The following is a 15,792-nucleotide window of genomic DNA, read 5'->3' on the forward strand; positions in this document are numbered from 1 at the left end:
AGTCGACTGCGGGGTTTTCTTGTCCGACTTCGTAGGGTCGGTACATGACCGTTGTGGACCAGATCCCGAGCGAGCCCGCTGACGCCCGTGGCCGAGTGGCCGAGCTGCACGTCCTGCGCGAGCAGGCCCTGCGCGGCCCGAGTGACCGCGCGACCGAGGCCCAGCACGCGAAGGGCAAGCTGACGGCGCGCGAACGCATCGAGCTGCTGCTCGATCCGGGCTCCTTCAGCGAGGTCGAGCAGCTCCGCCGGCACCGCGCCCAGGGCTTCGGCCTGGAGGCGAAGAAGCCGTACACCGACGGTGTGATCACCGGATGGGGCACGGTCGAGGGCCGCACGGTCTTCGTCTACGCGCACGACTTCCGGATCTTCGGCGGCGCGCTGGGCGAGGCCCACGCGACGAAGATCCACAAGATCATGGACATGGCCATCGCGGCCGGTGCCCCGCTGGTCTCCCTGAACGACGGCGCGGGCGCCCGCATCCAGGAGGGCGTCTCGGCGCTCGCCGGCTACGGCGGCATCTTCCAGCGCAACACCCGCGCGAGCGGTGTCATCCCGCAGATCTCGGTGATGCTCGGCCCGTGCGCCGGCGGCGCGGCCTACAGCCCGGCGCTGACGGACTTCGTCTTCATGGTCCGCGAGACCTCGCAGATGTTCATCACCGGACCGGACGTCGTGAAGGCGGTCACCGGTGAGGAGATCACCCAGAACGGCCTCGGCGGCGCCGACGTCCACGCGGGTGTCTCCGGTGTCTCGCACTTCGCGTACGACGACGAGGAGACCTGCATCGCGGAGGTCCGCTACCTCCTGTCGATGCTCCCGCAGAACAACCGCGAGAACCCGCCGACCGTCGCCTCCGAGGACCCGGCGGACCGCCGCTCCGAGGTCCTCCTCGACCTGGTCCCGGCCGACGGCAACCGCCCGTACGACATGCACAAGGTCATCGAGGAGCTCGTCGACGACGGCGACTACCTGGAGATCCACGAGCGCTGGGCCCGCAACATCATCTGCGCGCTGGCCCGCCTCGACGGCCAGGTCGTCGGCCTCGTCGCCAACCAGCCGCAGACGCTGGCCGGTGTCCTCGACATCGAGGCCTCCGAGAAGGCCGCCCGCTTCGTGCAGATGTGCGACGCCTTCAACATCCCGATCATCACCCTTCTGGACGTACCCGGCTTCCTGCCGGGCGTCGACCAGGAGCACGGTGGAATCATCCGCCACGGCGCGAAGCTGCTGTACGCGTACTGCAACGCGACCGTGCCCCGGATCAGCCTGATCCTGCGCAAGGCCTACGGCGGCGCGTACATCGTCATGGACTCCCAGTCCATCGGCGCCGACCTGACGTACGCCTGGCCCACCAACGAAATCGCGGTCATGGGCGCCGAAGGCGCCGCCAACGTGATCTTCCGCAAGCAGATCGCGGAGGCCGAGGACCCCGAGGCCATGCGGGCCCGCATGGTCAAGGAGTACAAGGCCGAGCTGATGCACCCGTACTACGCGGCGGAGCGCGGCCTGGTCGATGACGTCATCGACCCCGCCGACACCCGCCAGGTGCTCATCAGGTCCCTCGCGATGCTCCGCACCAAGCACGCCGACCTGCCGTCCCGCAAGCACGGCAACCCGCCTCAGTAAGAGGAGTCATCCACGTGACAACCCCTGCCAACCTTCTCCGCGTCGAGAAGGGCCACGCCGACCCCGAGGAGCTGGCGGCCATCACGGCCGTCCTGCTCGCCCGTGCCGCCGCCCGGTCCGACGAGGACAGCGCCGCGGGCCACCGCGGCCGCACCACGGCCGGCTGGCGCCGCCTGGAGCGCGAGCACGGCTTCCGCGCGCCGCACAGCTGGCGCTGAGCGTCCGAGAGAGGGCCTGAACCCGGTGTGACCGGGTTCAGGCCCTCTTTCGCGCTCCCGGGCCCTCACGCGCCGTCTGCGGGCCCTGACGCGCCGTGCACGCCGAAGGCCGCGTCCCCCTGAGGGAACGCGGCCTTCGGTACGGGCGCCGGGGGACAGCTACCGCAGGCGGGCCATGAGGGCGTGCTCGACCAGGGTGATGAGCGCGCTCTTGGCGTCGGCGCGGTGCCGGGCGTCGGTGGTGATGATGGGGGTGTCCGGGCCGATCTGGAGGGCCTCGCGGACCTCTTCCGGCTGGTAGGGCTGTGCGCCGTCGAAGCCGTTGAGGGCGATGACGAAGGGCAGGCCGCTGTTCTCGAAGTAGTCGACCGCGGGGAAGCAGTCGGCGAGGCGGCGGGTGTCGACGAGGACGACGGCGCCGATGGCGCCGCGGACCAGGTCGTCCCACATGAACCAGAAGCGGTCCTGACCAGGCGTACCGAAGAGGTACAGGATCAGGTCCTGGTCCAGGGTGATGCGGCCGAAGTCCATGGCGACGGTCGTCGTCTTCTTGTCGCCGGTGTGCGTGAGGTCGTCGATGCCCGCGGACGCAGACGTCATGACGGCTTCGGTACGCAGCGGATTGATCTCAGAGACGGCGCCGACGAACGTGGTCTTGCCCACGCCGAAGCCACCCGCCACCACGATCTTCGCGCTGGTGGTTGAACGGGCCGCGCCGCCGCTAGAGCTTGCGAAGTCCACTGAGCACCCTTTCGAGCAGTGTCACGTCTGGCTGACCGCCGGCGGCCTCGTCGCCGCCCGGCTGGTGGATGGCGACGAGCCCGGCCTCTGCCAGGTCGGCCACGAGGATTCGGGCGACGCCGAGGGGGATGGAGAGAAGGGCCGAGATCTCGGCGACCGACTTGATCTCGAAGCACAGCCGGCAGATCCGCTGGTGCTCGGGCAACTGCCCCTGCAGCCGGGACGGATCGGCCGTCGTGCTGACCAGTGCCTCGATGGCGAGCTGGTAGCGCGGCCGGGTCCGGCCGCCGGTCATCGCGTACGGACGCACCAGCGGGTTGTGCGAGCCGCCGGAGCTGCTGGAGCCTGCGGCGGACTGGGCACGCGAGGAGCCCTGCGCACCCGCGGGCTGGGCGTGAGGCTGCCGATAGGGCTGCGATACGCCCTGTCTGCTCGGGGCGGAGGGAAAGTTGAACCGGTTCTGCGCGGTCTCGCCGAGCGGCTGGTGCCCGTCATAACCGTTGTAGGGGCTTGAGCCCGGTGGTGTTCCCACGTCTCCTCCTCCGACTGCCTCGCGGTCCATGTCCCTTGGAACCGCGCCACCGCACCTTACGGGGCGGTGGCGCGAAACGCACTGTCTGTCTGTTAGTTGAGAAGACTTCCCTGAAGCTCCGCCCGGAGGTCGGGAGTCAGGACGGTGCCCGCGCGGTCCACGAGCAGCGCCATCTCGTAGCCCACGAGACCGATGTCCGCCTCGGGGTGGGCGAGCACGGCCAGCGAGGAGCCGTCCGAGATCGACATGATGAAGAGGAAGCCGCGCTCCATCTCCACCACGGTCTGATTGACCGCACCACCCTCGAAGATCCGGGACGCGCCCGCGGTCAGCGAGGTCAGTCCGGAGGCGACGGCCGCCAGCTGGTCGGCGCGGTCACGGGGGAAACCCTCGGACATCGCCAGCAGGAGTCCGTCGGCGGAGACCACCACCGTGTGGGACACCCCGGGGGTGTTGTCCACGAAGTTGGTGATCAACCAGTTCAGATTCTGCGCCGCCTGGCTCATGCTCACACTAACGCTCCTGGTTGTAGGTACTGCCCGGGCCGAGGCCCGATCCGTTCGTGTCCGTTCCCGCGCTGCGTCCCTGCTGGACGCCTCGGCGCAGGTTGCTCAACCTGCCCCGCACGTCCTCGGGTGCGCGGGAGACCTGGGGGCCGCCCTGCGGGGTCTGCTCAGCCGTGCCCTCGACCAGGTTGGCCTTCGGGACCCGGCGGGGAAGGCCGGACGAGGTGACCCCGCCCGCCTTCGGGTCCTTGAGCTTCCCGGCCCGCTGCCAGCGCTCGTCGTTGGTCGAGCGCCATTCGTCGGTGGGGTCGGCGTCGTTCTGCTGCTGCTCCTGCGCCGGCTGCGCGGGCTTCGCCTGCTGCGGTGCCTGCTGCTGCGGCGCCTGCTGGGTCGGCGAGGCGACGCTGCCGCGGCGCGGCAGTCCGGCGTCGGTCAGCGCGTGACCGGCGTCCGGGGCGGCACTCGGGGTCGGACCCGGACGGTCGAAGCCTACGCGGTCGGCGGCCTGTTCGGGAGCGCTCGGGGCAGATTCCGATTCCGCTCCGAACGGCTGCTGGTAGCCGCCCTGGTAAGCGCTCTGATCCTGCCAGTCTCCCTGGTGGGACTGGGTATCGAACGCATTGCCGTACTGCTGGTGTTCGGTTCCCGGGGTCTCGTACGAAGCTTCCGCATAGCCCTGCTGCGGGTAGGCCTCGTAGCCCTGCTGCGGGTACGCGTAGCCGTCCTGCTGCTGCTGCGGGAACCCGGCCGCGTACTCCTGGCCGAACCCCTGCGACTGCTGAGGCTGCTGCGACTGCTGCTGCCCGTAGTCCTGCGCCGGGGCGTACTGCTCGGCCGGGTACTCGTGGCCCTGCTGCTGCCCGTACTCCTGCGCCTGGCCGTACTCCTGGCCCTGCTGCCCGTACTCGTCCGGCTGCTCCGCCTCGTCGCGGAAGAGCGGCCGGTCGCCACCCTGCGCCTGGGCCTCCAGGGCGGCACGCCGCCCCTCGCGCTTGAGCGAGCGGTCGACCGGGTCGAGCTGGTGCTCCTCCTCGGCCGGCTGCTCGTAGCGGGAGTCGTCGAAGCCGAGGTCGGCGGCGGTCAGCATCGGCTGCTGCTGCGGCGGGGCGCTCTCGAAGGCGTTCGGCTGGTGCTGCTGCGGAATGATCTGGGAGACCGTGAAGTCGTCCTGGATCGGCTGCTCGCCACCGCCACCGTGCGTGATCGCGTCCGGCAGCATGACGAGCGAGGTCGTACCGGCCTGCTCGCCCGAGGGGCGCAGCTGGACCCGGATGCCGTGGCGGTCGGCGAGCCGGCCGACCACGAAGAGGCCCATGCGCTGCGAGACGGCCGCGTCCACGGTCGGCGGGTTGGCCAGCTTGTGGTTGATGTCCGCGAAGTCCTCGGCGGTGAGGCCGATGCCCTTGTCGTGGATCTCGACCATCACACGGCCGTCGGGGAGACGGGTCGCGGTGACGCGGACCTTGGTCTGCGGGGAGGAGAACGTGGTGGCGTTCTCCAGGAGCTCGGCGAGCAGGTGCACGAGGTCGGTCACGGCCTGGCCGTGGATCTCGGCCTCCGGCACGCCGGCGAGCTCGATGCGCTCGTACTGCTCCACCTCGGAGGAGGCGGCGCGCATGACGTCGACCAGCGGGACCGGCTGGTCCCAGCGGCGGCCCGGCTCCTCGCCGGCGAGGACGAGGAGGTTCTCGCCGTTGCGGCGCATACGGGTCGCGAGGTGGTCCAGGCGGAAGAGGTTCTCCAGCTGGTCCGGGTCGGCCTCGTTGTTCTCCAGGTCGGTGATGAGGGTCAGCTGGCCCTCGATCAGCGACTGGTTGCGGCGCGAGAGGTTGGTGAAGATCGCGTTGACGTTGCCCCGGAGCATGGCCTGCTCGGCGGCGAGCCGGACGGCCTCGCGGTGGACCTGGTCGAAGGCGCGGGCGACCTCGCCGATCTCGTCCTGCGTGTCGATCGGGATCGGCTGCACGCGGGTGTCGACGCGGCCGGGTTCGGCGCGGGACAGCTGGTCGACCAGCATCGGCAGGCGCTGCTCGGCGATGCCGAAGGCGGCGGTCCGCAGCTGCGACATGGCGCGGCTCATCTGGCGGGCCATCATCCCGGCGAGGATGAAGGCGGCGAGCAGGGCGATGACGACGATGCCGCCGTTGACCCAGGCGTCCGTCTTCGCCTCGTCGGAGATCTTGATCGCCTCGGCCACGGCCTTGTCGACCAGGGCCTTCTCGACCTCGGAGTAGCCCTCGAACTTGGCGGTGGCGATCGCCACCCAGGACTCGGCCGTGATGCCCTTGGCCTTGAGCGACGCGAGGCCGTCGGGGTCCTTGGCGGTGCCGATCGCGGTGGCCGCCCCCGAGTAGACGGAGCCGTCCTTGCCCTTGGGCAGGTCGAGGCCGGCGGCCTGCATCTGCTTGGCGCCCGCGGCGGCCTTGCCCGCCATGACCTTCTTCAGCATCTCGACGTCCTCGGGCATACCACCGGAGGAGAACTCGCCGAGGGCGATCTGCTCCAGGTAGTTGTACGAGTTGAACGCCACGGACTGCTGGGCGAAGACGGCTTCGGTGCGGCTGGGCCGGACCAGGAGCTGGGTGCCTATGGAGCGCTGGAGGGACTCGGCGCCCTTGGCCAGCTGGATGGCGTAGACGCTGCGGCCGTAGGCCGTGACGTTGCCGGTGCCGAGGCCGAGCTCGTTGGAGAACTCGGTGAGGTAGTGCTGGACGCCGGTGTACTGGAGCTGGGTGTTCACCGGGTCGAGGGAGCGGGTGTACGCGGCCTTGCGCAGCGCCTCGAGCTTCGGCTCCTCCTCGCGGAAGAGGTTCAGCCGGCGCTCCAGGCCCTGGCCCGAGGGCAGGTCCTTGGCGGCCTCGTCGAACTTCACCTTGGCGGCGTCGGTCGCGGCGTACGCCTTCGTGACCTCGTCGCTCTTGCGGTCCTCGGCGGTCTTCGCCGCCAGCAGGGGGGCCGCGGTGAGGTCGCGCTCGTTGAGCAGAGCGGTGCTGTACTCCGATGCGGCGCGCACGATGAGCGCCGTCTTCTCGGCGTCCTGCGCCTCCTGCCAGGTGTCGATCGACCCCTTGACCTGGAAGCCGCCCATGACGAGGCCGACCAGCACGGGTATGCAGAGGATCGCGTTCAGCCTGGTGGGCACCCGCCAGTTGCGGGGCGAAAGCTTGCTGGAGCTGCCCGGTGCGGGGGCCACGGCAGGCTGCGTCACGGGCACGTCCGCGGGCGACATCGCCGTGCGCGACGGCGGGGTGAAGTTGCCCCGTGTCTCCTGCTCCGCGGAGCTTTCCTTGCTGCGCCTCACTCGACCAACAACCTCTCGGCGTCGGCACCTACGTTGTGCCGGTGTTTCGTTCAGGGCCGTACTACTCGGGAGTTCATGAATTGCAGCACGTGAAGGGGGTCGGTTCCAAACAGTGGGACGCGGCCGGTTTCACGGGCCTGAGGCTCGTATAAAACGGGCATAAAGAGCGAGCCCCGTCAAAAGACGGGGCTCAGGTGAGCGCAGCGGCACCGATCGAATGCGTCGGGTGTCCGAGGCGCCCCAATTCTCTGTCGAAATGTTATGAACGCGCGGGCGGTCGTGTCGAACGACACAGACCGCCCCTCGCGTGGCATAGGACAACCGCCCTGGTCGTCCGACTACTTGAGCCGGGCCATGAGGGCGTGCTCGACCAGGGTGATGAGCGCGCTCTTGGCGTCGGCGCGGTGCCGGGCGTCGGTGGTGATGATGGGGGTGCCGGGGCCGATCTGGAGGGCCTCGCGGACCTCTTCCGGCTGGTAGGGCTGTGCGCCGTCGAAGCCGTTGAGGGCGATGACGAAGGGCAGGCCGCTGTTCTCGAAGTAGTCGACCGCGGGGAAGCAGTCGGCGAGGCGGCGGGTGTCGACGAGGACGACGGCGCCGATGGCGCCGCGGACCAGGTCGTCCCACATGAACCAGAAGCGGTCCTGACCGGGCGTACCGAAGAGGTACAGGATCAGGTCCTGGTCCAGGGTGATGCGGCCGAAGTCCATGGCGACGGTCGTCGTCGTCTTGCCACCGGTGTGCGTGAGGTCGTCGATACCCGCCGAGGCGGACGTCATCACGGCCTCGGTACGCAGCGGGTTGATCTCGGAGACGGCGCCGACGAACGTGGTCTTGCCCACGCCGAAGCCACCCGCCACCACGATCTTCGCGCTGGTGGTTGAACGGGCCGCGCCGCCGCTAGAGCTTGCGAAGTCCACTGAGCACCCTTTCGAGCAGAGTCACGTCCGGCGTGCCGCCGGTCTCTCCGTTGCCCGGCTGGTGGATCGCCACCATGCCGGCCTCCGCCAGGTCGGCGACGAGGATGCGGGCGACACCGAGGGGCATCGACAGCAGCGCCGACACCTCGGCCACCGACTTGACCTCACGGCACAGGTGGCAGATCCGCTGGTGTTCCGGGAGGAGCGTGGCGAGGTGCGCCGGGTCGGCCGTGGTGCTGACCAGTGCCTCGATGGCGAGCTGGTAGCGCGGCCGGGTCCGGCCGCCGGTCATCGCGTACGGACGCACCAGCGGCTGGTCGCCCTCATGTCCGTACTCGTCGACTGAGGCGCCGTACGGATCGTGAGAGGCGGGGGGCGGGGTCATGAATCCTCCGGGCGTGACAGCAAACCTTCTGCCGTCTGATGGGGCCGGTGGGGGGCCGGGTGGGGCGGCCGGACGGATAACGGTGCCAGGGCGGTACGGAGGGGCGTACCGCCCTGTCGATCGGTCGTGCGGTGGGGTTCTGTCCCGGAGGCGAACCGGCTAGTGGAGCAGGCTTCCCTGGAGCTCCGCGCGGAGGTCCGGGGTGAGGACACTGCCGGCCCGGTCGACCAGCAGCGTCATCTCGTAGCCGACGAGGCCGATGTCGCACTCGGGGTGCGCGAGCACGGCCAGCGACGAACCGTCGGAGACCGACATGAGGAAGAGGAAGCCGCGCTCCATCTCCACCACGGTCTGCGCGACGGGGCCCCCCTCGAAGATCCGGGACGCACCCGCGGTCAGCGAGGTCAGTCCGGACGCGACCGCCGCCAGCTGGTCGGCACGGTCGCGGGGGAATCCTTCGGACATGGCCAGCAGGAGTCCGTCGGCGGAGACCACCACCGTGTGGGACACCCCAGGGGTGTTGTCCACGAAGTTGGTGATCAACCAGTTCAGATTCTGCGCCGCCTGGCTCATCGCGTTCAACTAACGCTCCTGCTGATGGTTCGGACCGAGGTGGTGATTACCCGTGGTCGAGTTACCTGCCTGCCGGCCCTGCTGGATACCGCGGCGCAGATTGGTCAGCCGGCCGCGGACGTCGTCGGGTGCACGCGAGACCTGGGGGCCGGCCGAGTGGGCCTGCTCCTGTGCGGTCCCGGGTACGAGGTTGGCCTTCGGCACACGCCGGGGAAGACCAGAGGTGGTGACACCGCCGGCCGCGGGCTTGCGCACCCGCTCGGCCTGGCGCACCAGCTCGTCGTTGGGCGAGGTCCGCCAGGCGGCCCCGCCGTTCTGGCGGCCGTCGGCCGGGTCACCGGCCGGACGCTGCGCCGGAGCGGACGGCTGCGGCGCGGCCGGGGCCTGCGCCTGCTGCTGTGCCTGCTGCTGGGCCTGCTCCTGGTGGAACCAGTTGGTCTCCAGCGTGTCGTACAGCGGCGTACGGCCGTCACCCGCGCCCGCGCCCGCCGGCGGCAGGGCCTCCGGACGGCGGGGCTGCTGGAGCTGCGGCTGCTGGCCCTGCGGCTGACGCTGCTGCGGCTGGACCGGCTCCGGGCGCTGGGCGCCGAAGTCGCCGCCGGTGCGCTGGCGCGGGGCCGGCGGCTGCGGGGCCTGCTGCTGCGCCTGCGGCACATAGGGCTGCCGGCCGAACTGCTGCTGCTGGCCGCCCTGGAAGCCCTGCTGCTGCGGGGCCTGCTGCGGTGCCTGCTGCGGTGCGCCGAAGTCGGGCCGCGCGAACTGGCCCGTGGAGCCGGGGCCCTGCGGGGCGCCGAAGTCGGGGCGCGGGAACTGCGCCGTCGACGCCGGGTCCTGGGCACCGCCCTGGTACGCCTGCGGGGCCTGCTGCTGCGGGGCCTGCTGCGGACGGCCCTGCGACTGCGGGGCGCCGAAGTCGGGACGCGGGAACTGACCCGTGGAGCCGGGGCCCTGGGGCGCCGGGAACGAGCCGGTCGTCTCCGGGTCCTCGTGACCGCGCGGCGCGTCCAGCGGGGACATCTCCTGCTGCGGGCGGCGGACCGGCTGCTGGGCCTGGTCGTTGCCCCAGCTCGCGCCCTGCGGGCGCTGCTGCTGGGGGTTGCCACCCGGCAGCTCGGCGCGCGGGAACTCGAACCCACCGGTCTGCGCGGCACCCTGGCCCTGCGGCGCGTGCTGCGGGGCGCCGGGTCCGGCCTGCGGGGCGCCCTGGCTGCCCCACACGTCCGTACGGGACGGGATGGCGCTCGCGGCGCCGCCGATGAGACCGCCGCCACCGGGGCCCGGCCGCAGCGGATCGCCGCTCTGCGGGGCCTGGGGGGCCTGCGGCAGCTGACCGGTCCGGTCGAGGGAGGCGTTCTGCGGCTGCGGGGTGCGGGACTGCGGGGCACCCTGCGGGCCGCCGGCGAGCGGCGCGCCGTCACGGGCGGGCAGCGCGGGCCGGGGACCGCTCGTACCGACCTGGCCGCGCGGAGCGCCGCCGCCGAGCAGGCCGCCCGAGGGCGCACCGCCCTGGCCCGGACGTCCGCCGGGGCCACCGGCCGCGCCGGGACCGGCGGGGAGCCGGCCGCCCGGGGCGGAGGCGCCGGGCGGCATCGCGCCCTGGCCGCCGGCACCCGGCTTGGGCATCGGCTTCTTGCCGCCTTGGGCGACGTCGACCGGCAGCATGACGAGCGCGGTGGTGCCGCCCGAGTCGGAGGGGCGCAGCTGGATGCGGATGCCGTGTCGCAGGGACAGGCGGCCGACCACGAAGAGACCCATGCGGCGGGAGACGGAGACGTCCACGGTGGGCGGCGACGCGAGCCGCTCGTTGATCGCGGCGAGGTCCTCGGGGGAGAGGCCGATGCCGGTGTCGTGGATCTCGACGAGCACCCGGCCGTCGGGCAGCGCGTGACCGGTGACCCGGACCTTCGTCTGCGGCGAGGAGAACGAGGTGGCGTTCTCGAGCAGCTCGGCGAGGAGGTGGACGAGGTCGTTGACGACCCGGCCGGCGACCTCGGTCGCGGGGACCGAGGCGAGTTCGATGCGCTCGTACTGCTCCACCTCGGAGGCGGCGGCACGGAGCACGTCGACCAGCGGGACCGGGCGGGTCCAGCGGCGGCCGGGCTCCTCACCGGCGAGGACGAGGAGGTTCTCACCGTTACGGCGCATACGCGTCGCGAGGTGGTCGAGCTTGAAGAGCGAGGACAGCTGGTCCGGGTCGGCCTCGCGCGACTCCAGTTCGGAGATGAGCGAGAGCTGACGCTGGATGAGGCCCTGGGAACGGCGCGAGAGGTTGGTGAACATCGCGTTGACGTTGCCCCGGAGGAGGGCCTGCTCGGCGGCGAGGCGGACGGCCTCGCGGTGCACGTCGTCGAAGGCCGCGGCCACCTGGCCGATCTCGTCCCGGGAGTGCACACCGACGGACTCGACGGAGGTGTCGACGTCCTGCGGGTCGGACTCGGAGAGCTGCTTGACGAGCTCGGGCAGGCGTTCCTGGGCGACCTTGGTCGCGGTGTCCTGGAGCCGGCGCAGCGAGCGGATCATGGACCGGGCCACGACGAAGGCGCCGATGAGCGAGACGCCGAGGACGAGGAGGATCAGCGCACCGTTGACGATGGCGTCCCGCTGCGACTCCTGGCGGAGCTCACGGGCCAGGCTCTCCATGTCGCCGAGCAGACCGCGCTCGATGCGGTTCATGGTGGCGATCTTGGTGCCGTACTCGTCGGTGAAGTTCAGGTGACCGCGCTTGTCGCCGGTCTTCATGGCGTTGTCCATGTTGAGGACACGCTCGGCGTACTTCTCGGCGGCGGTGATCGACGGGTTGCCGGAGTTGAGGGACGCGAGGCGCTCGGTGGCGTCGCCGCCGGTCGACTCGTAGATCGCCTGGAAGGACTGGAGCTCGCGGCCCTCGGAGTTGAGCGCGGCCTCGGCGTAGAGGCGGTCACCCTGCTGGATGTCGCCGGACGTCCGGTCGCTCGGCGGCAGCGCCGCGGCGATGATCGCCTGCTGGATGGAGGCGTACTCCTTGGCGGACGAGAACGCGGCGAGCGCGCGGGTCCGCTTGATCATCTCGGGGTTGCTGGTCGCCTGCGCCATGTCCTGGGACAGGCTGAGCAGCGAGCGGATGAGACGGCTGTACGCCTCGACCGTCACCGAGTGGGAGACGTCCTTCTCGTACGCGTTGCTCCGGATCGTGTGCAGACCGCTGACCTGCGAGGCGATCTGGTTGACGTTCTGCCGGATGCTGCGCAGCGCCTCGTCGCCCTCGGTGGCCGGGATGGCCTCCGTGGCCTGGAGGAAGGCCTTGTACTCGAGGTCCGTCTTACGGCGCGGGTTGGCGACCTGGTAGTCGCTGACCGGGCGGCCGTTGGAGAGCGGACCCGCGGAGAGGTCGCGCTCGGACTGGAGGGCCTGCGCGAGGTCGGTGGCCTCTCGGGTCAGCTTGGTGAGCAGCTGCATGTGGTCGAGCTGCTCCATGTCCTGGAGCGACTCGCTGATGCGGATGCCGCCCAGGGTGGTCGCGGCGACCACGGGGAGGGTGAGGAGCGCGACCAGGCGCGTGGAGATGCGCCAGTTGCGCAGGGCTATTCGAGGTCCGACCTCGTTCTCGGCCCGGACCTTGGGGGGTGCGTCGGACGGCTCGGCGGACGCGGCCGCGGCGCTCGCGCGCCTGCCGCCGTCACCGCCCTCGCCGGACGGGCCCTGACCCTGGTTCGGGGTGTGCGAGGCCGAGGGACCGCGGTCGGTCCCGGCACGCGGTTCCTGCTCCGCCGGAGCATCCGCTCGGCCCTGACGGGCCTGGGGAGACCCCGAGCCATCCCTCTTGAAACGTCCCTGCACTAGCGTCGCAACCTCTGGACCAGGCGTCCTTCCGGATGAACGGAGAGGACGGTGTCGGTGTCAATCGGGGTGCGTGGAGGGCACCCCAGGTGGTCGTCGGTGACCGGCGCAGCTCCCCCTTCCCCGCCACTAGGCCGGCGCTGCGTTGCGCCCCCTGCGCGCCGGCTTGAAACCCGCGGCGGTGCGTGGAATTCCAGCACAGTGCCGGACCTCCAACAAGGGCCGCGTGTCGCGTCGCGAGGGTCATGACAACCCGTACCCGAAGCGTCACCCCATGTAGAAGATGATCACGGAGGATTCGGACTTTTCCGGTCCAATGGCTGCGCGTACCTGTGTGTCCCAGTCGACATGATCAGGAGCGGAATAGAGCATTCAGTGGCGTAATGTCCCTTTCCGTGGCGACAGGCGACAGTCCGTAATGCCTGGAATGTGGCGCCCGTGGTGAGCAAACTCACACGGTGATCGATGTCTTAGCCATGCATTCGAAGGGAATCGCATGTTTAGCCTGACGCTTTACACCCCTTCGCGCCCGAACGCGGCGCCCGTTCCGGAACAAGGTCAGATCACCGCGATGAAGACGACGACGCCCGGCACCACGGCCAACCCCCGCCGCTCCACCCTCGTCCACCTCTCGGACGCCGCAGAGCTCGGCCGGGTCGCCCTCCCCGAGTACGCGGTCGCGCTGCCGGCGAAGACGGCCAACCCGCGCCGCACCGTCCTCATGCAGCCCCCGGCGCCCTACCAGCCGCAGCCGTACGCCTCCGCGACCCGCTGACGCCACCCCCGGACCCAGCCGCGTCATCCTTGTCACGGCCCCCGTGACATCGCCGGTCGGCCGCCCCGCGCCGCGTTAGCCTGGAGCGTCAGACTCCAGCCAGCACCAAGTGAGGGGCGACAGCACTCGTGCGCATCGCCAGATTCTCCATCGACGGCAATGTGGCCTTCGGCGCCGTCGAGGGCGAGGGAAGCGTCGAATCCGGCGGCCTCGTCCTCGACATCATCAAGGGCATCCCGTACACCGACTTCGAGCTCAGCGGCACCAAGGTCCCGCTGAGCAAGGTACGGCTCCTGCCGCCCGTGCTTCCCAACAAGGTCGTGGCCATCGGCCGCAACTACGCGGAGCACGCCGCCGAACTCGGCAACGAGGTCCCCGACGTCCCCGTCGCCTTCTTCAAGCCGACCACCTCGGTGATCGGCCCCGGCGACGCCATCGAGTACCCCTCCTTCTCCAACGAGCTGCACCACGAGGCCGAACTGGCCGTGGTCATCGGCCGCATGTGCCGCGAGGTGCCCCGCGAGCGCGTGAAGGACGTCATCTTCGGCTTCACCTGCGCCAATGACGTCACCGCCCGCGACGCCCAGCAGCGCGAGAAGCAGTGGGCCCGCGCCAAGGGCTTCGACACCTCCTGCCCGCTGGGCCCCTGGGTCGAGACGGACCTGAGCATCGCTGCCGCGAGCGACCTGACCATCCAGGCCACGGTCAACGGCGAACAGCGCCAGCTGGGTCGGACGAGCGACATGATCCGCTCCATCGAGGACCTGGTCGTCCACATCACCGAGGCCATGACGCTGCTCCCCGGAGACGTCATCCTCACCGGCACCCCCGCCGGGGTCGGCCCCCTCAACGTCGGCGACGAGGTCGCCGTCACCATCGAAGGCATCGGCACTCTCACCAATAGGGTGATCAAGCGTGGCTAACGCGAACATCCGCGTCCGTTTCTGTCCCTCGCCGACCGGCAACCCCCACGTGGGCCTGGTCCGCACCGCCCTCTTCAACTGGGCCTTCGCCCGGCACAACGAGGGCACCATGGTCTTCCGCATCGAGGACACCGACGCTGCGCGCGACTCCGAGGAGTCGTACAACCAGCTGCTCGACTCCCTGAAGTGGCTCGGCCTCGACTGGGACGAGGGCCCGGAGGTCGGCGGCCCGCACGCCCCGTACCGCCAGTCGCAGCGGATGGACATCTACAAGGACGTCGCCGACAAGCTGCTCGCCGGCGGGTACGCGTACCCCTGCTACTGCACCACCGAGGAGCTCGACGAGCGCCGCGCCGCCGCCCGCGCCGCCGGCCGCCCCTCCGGCTACGACGGCCACTGCCGCGACCTCACCGCCGAGCAGAAGGCGGCGTACGAGGCCGAGGGCCGCGCGTCGATCGTCCGCTTCCGGATGCCCGACGAGCCGATCACCTTCACCGACCTGGTCCGCGGCGAGCTCACCTTCACCCCGGAGAACGTGCCGGACTACGGCATCCTCCGGGCCAACGGCGCCCCGCTGTACACCCTGGTCAACCCGGTCGACGACGCGCTGATGGAGATCACCCACGTCCTGCGCGGCGAGGACCTGCTCTCCTCCACCCCCCGCCAGGTCGCGCTCTACAAGGCCCTGATCGAGCTGGGCGTCGCCAAGGAGATCCCCTCCTTCGGCCACCTGCCGTACGTCATGGGCGAGGGCAACAAGAAGCTCTCCAAGCGGGACCCGGAGGCCTCCCTCAACCTCTACCGGGAGCGCGGCTTCCTCCCCGAGGGCCTGCTGAACTACCTCTCGCTCCTCGGCTGGTCCTTCTCGGCCGACCAGGACATCTTCACCATCCCCGAGATGGTGGCGAAGTTCGACATCGCCGACGTCAACGCCAACCCGGCGCGCTTCGACCTCAAGAAGGCCGAGTCGATCAACGCCGACCACATCCGCATGCTGGACGTGAAGGCGTTCGCCGAGGCCTGCGAGCCCTGGCTGCGGGCCCCCTTCGCCAACTGGGCGCCCGAGGAGTTCGACCAGACCGCCTGGGAGGCCATCGCGCCGCACGCCCAGACCCGCGTCACCGTCCTCTCGGACATCACGGCCAACGTGGACTTCCTCTTCCTCGCGGAGCCGGTCTTCGACCAGCCCTCGTGGGACAAGGCGATGAAGGGCGAGCCCGCGGCCCTCCTCACCACCGCCCGCGAGAAGCTCGAAGGCGCCGACTGGAGCGACCCCGAGTCCCTCAAGAACGCCGTGCTGGCCGCCGGCGAGGCGCACGGCCTCAAGCTCGGCAAGGCGCAGGCCCCGGTCCGCGTGGCCGTCACCGGCCGCACGGTCGGCCTGCCCCTCTTCGAGTCCCTGGAGATCCTGGGCAAGGAGAAGACCCTGACCCGCATCGACGCGGCTCTGGCGAAGCTCTCCGCCTGACCCCTG

Annotated in this window: 13 protein-coding genes; 5 read left to right on the top strand and 8 right to left on the bottom strand. The window is 70.6% G+C overall.

What is annotated here, in order from left to right:
• The first annotated feature begins 44 nt into the window (after positions 1-44).
• Complete coding sequence (locus AMK27_RS25990) at positions 45-1,628, top strand: acyl-CoA carboxylase subunit beta (RefSeq protein ID WP_073912784.1); 1,584 nt, start codon at positions 45-47, stop codon at positions 1,626-1,628.
• Positions 1,629-1,642: 14 nt separating this feature from the next.
• Positions 1,643-1,846: an acyl-CoA carboxylase subunit epsilon gene (locus AMK27_RS25995; RefSeq protein WP_073912787.1), complete on the top strand. Its 204-nt coding sequence runs from the start codon at positions 1,643-1,645 to the stop codon at positions 1,844-1,846.
• 159 nt (positions 1,847-2,005) lie between these two features.
• On the opposite strand, the gene AMK27_RS26000 is transcribed toward AMK27_RS25995, so the two are convergent.
• The 8 genes from AMK27_RS26000 to AMK27_RS26035 form a co-directional block, all read right to left on the bottom strand.
• On the bottom strand, positions 2,006-2,587 hold the full coding sequence (locus tag AMK27_RS26000) for a GTP-binding protein (RefSeq protein WP_073912790.1): 582 nt from the start codon (positions 2,585-2,587) through the stop codon (positions 2,006-2,008).
• On the bottom strand, positions 2,568-3,119 hold the full coding sequence (locus tag AMK27_RS26005) for a DUF742 domain-containing protein (RefSeq protein ID WP_073912793.1): 552 nt from the start codon (positions 3,117-3,119) through the stop codon (positions 2,568-2,570). The genes AMK27_RS26000 and AMK27_RS26005 overlap by 20 nt, the downstream gene beginning before the upstream one ends.
• A 92-nt stretch (positions 3,120-3,211) precedes the next feature.
• The gene (locus AMK27_RS26010; protein WP_026057603.1) at positions 3,212-3,625 is read right to left on the bottom strand and encodes a roadblock/LC7 domain-containing protein; all 414 of its coding nucleotides are present in this window, start codon (positions 3,623-3,625) and stop codon (positions 3,212-3,214) included.
• A gap of 7 nt (positions 3,626-3,632) precedes the next feature.
• Positions 3,633-6,926 (bottom strand): sensor histidine kinase, encoded by a 3,294-nt coding sequence (locus tag AMK27_RS26015; protein WP_073912796.1) that lies wholly within the window; start codon positions 6,924-6,926, stop codon positions 3,633-3,635.
• 338 nt (positions 6,927-7,264) lie between these two features.
• Positions 7,265-7,846: a GTP-binding protein gene (locus AMK27_RS26020; RefSeq protein WP_073912799.1), complete on the bottom strand. Its 582-nt coding sequence runs from the start codon at positions 7,844-7,846 to the stop codon at positions 7,265-7,267.
• Positions 7,827-8,231, bottom strand: a complete 405-nt coding sequence (locus AMK27_RS26025) for a DUF742 domain-containing protein (RefSeq protein WP_017235980.1) — start codon at positions 8,229-8,231, stop codon at positions 7,827-7,829. The genes AMK27_RS26020 and AMK27_RS26025 overlap by 20 nt, the downstream gene beginning before the upstream one ends.
• 159 nt (positions 8,232-8,390) lie before the next feature.
• A complete protein-coding gene (locus tag AMK27_RS26030; RefSeq protein ID WP_030325548.1) occupies positions 8,391-8,804 on the bottom strand; it encodes a roadblock/LC7 domain-containing protein in 414 nt (137 codons plus the stop codon).
• A gap of 9 nt (positions 8,805-8,813) precedes the next feature.
• Positions 8,814-12,620 (bottom strand): sensor histidine kinase, encoded by a 3,807-nt coding sequence (locus AMK27_RS26035; protein ID WP_073912802.1) that lies wholly within the window; start codon positions 12,618-12,620, stop codon positions 8,814-8,816.
• Positions 12,621-13,191: 571 nt separating this feature from the next.
• Between AMK27_RS26035 and AMK27_RS26040 the strand changes: the two genes are divergently transcribed.
• The 3 genes from AMK27_RS26040 to gltX all read left to right on the top strand — a co-directional run bounded on the left by AMK27_RS26040 (position 13,192) and on the right by gltX (position 15,786).
• The gene (locus tag AMK27_RS26040) at positions 13,192-13,395 is read left to right on the top strand and encodes a hypothetical protein (protein ID WP_073912806.1); all 204 of its coding nucleotides are present in this window, start codon (positions 13,192-13,194) and stop codon (positions 13,393-13,395) included.
• A 128-nt stretch (positions 13,396-13,523) separates the two neighbouring features.
• Positions 13,524-14,318, top strand: a complete 795-nt coding sequence (locus AMK27_RS26045) for a fumarylacetoacetate hydrolase family protein (protein ID WP_073912809.1) — start codon at positions 13,524-13,526, stop codon at positions 14,316-14,318.
• The gene (gene gltX, locus AMK27_RS26050; RefSeq protein WP_073912812.1) at positions 14,311-15,786 is read left to right on the top strand and encodes a glutamate--tRNA ligase; all 1,476 of its coding nucleotides are present in this window, start codon (positions 14,311-14,313) and stop codon (positions 15,784-15,786) included. Before AMK27_RS26045 ends, gltX begins: the two co-directional genes overlap by 8 nt.
• Positions 15,787-15,792: the final 6 nt, after the last annotated feature.

It is taken from the genome of Streptomyces sp. CB02009 (genome assembly GCF_001905825.1).
GTDB lineage: Bacteria > Actinomycetota > Actinomycetes > Streptomycetales > Streptomycetaceae > Streptomyces.